The 358-nt window shown below is 62.3% G+C and carries 1 protein-coding gene; it reads left to right on the top strand.

All coding sequences use genetic code 11. The annotated features are described in order from the left end of the window. Positions 1 to 358, top strand: a 358-nt coding sequence (locus P0D89_RS54300) for an efflux RND transporter permease subunit (RefSeq protein ID WP_408371596.1), incomplete at both ends; no start/stop codon positions are given.

Below are 358 nucleotides of genomic sequence, written 5' to 3'. Positions count from 1 at the left end.
GCTGATGACGTTGCGCACCCTGCTCGACTGGCAGATCGCACCAAGGCTGCGCCAGGTGCAAGGCGTGGTCAACGTGAATGTGAACGGCGGCCTCCTGAAGACGTACGAAGTGCAGGTCGACGACAATGCGCTCACGCGTTACGGCCTGTCGGTCGGCGACATCTTCAATGCGGTGCAGATGAACAACGGCGCAACAGGCGGCGCGACGATCGAGCACAACGGCGGAGAATCGATCATCCGCGGCGAGGGGTTGCTGCGTAACACAACCGACATCGGCAACATCGTGCTGCGTACCGCTGCGGGCGGCACACCGCTTTACGTTCATGACGTGGCGCATGTCGACGAAGCGCCAATGCCC

The organism is Paraburkholderia sp. RL18-085-BIA-A, assembly GCF_046027075.1.
Classification (GTDB): Bacteria; Pseudomonadota; Gammaproteobacteria; order Burkholderiales; family Burkholderiaceae; genus Paraburkholderia.
Note: the sequence above shows the minus strand (reverse complement) of the source record. Positions and strands in the feature narration are given on the sequence as shown.